The following is a 519-nucleotide window of genomic DNA, read 5'->3' as shown; positions in this document are numbered from 1 at the left end:
CATCATTGCTGTTCGGCTCGATCCATATTCTGAACGCCGTGCGGCTGGAGGGTGTCGGCGCGGCGGCGCTACAGTCTCTCCTAGCGTGCTGCACGGGCATGCTGCTGATCGCAATTCGGATCAGAACCAAGTCGCTCGACCCAGCGATCCTGCTTCACGCAGGGTGGGATTTCGGCCTCGTCATGTTGTCATCAGCAATACAACTCAAAACGGCAATCAAGCCAGAAATTAATACCGCTATGATCGCAACCGCCGGGATTTTTGCCCTCGTGACCCTTTCCTATTCGCTCTTCCTTCTGCGCAAAGTCGGTCGCACTGGGCAAGCCTGAACCAGACATCCCTTGATCTCTGGAATCGTGACAGCCGCTCCGCCATAAATGTGCGAATTCGGCATTGCTGCAATCGAGGCCGCCTATCACGGCTGAGCAAATTCAGGCGAGCGTGGCCTGATATTCACCGATCAGCCTCTCATAGTCCTGCATTTCGGGAAGCGTGGCATAGCTGCGCCGCGCTGGCGTC

The 519-nt window shown here is 56.6% G+C and carries 1 protein-coding gene; it reads left to right on the top strand.

The window, feature by feature from the left end; translation table 11 throughout:
• Positions 1 to 329: CPBP family glutamic-type intramembrane protease (locus tag AC1D0P_RS28210; protein ID WP_477679752.1), on the top strand; the 329-nt coding region annotated here is incomplete at its 5' end.
• Positions 330 to 519 lie beyond the last annotated feature (190 nt).

Source organism: Polaromonas sp. P1_G2 (assembly GCF_056405515.1).
Note: the sequence above shows the minus strand (reverse complement) of the source record. Positions and strands in the feature narration are given on the sequence as shown.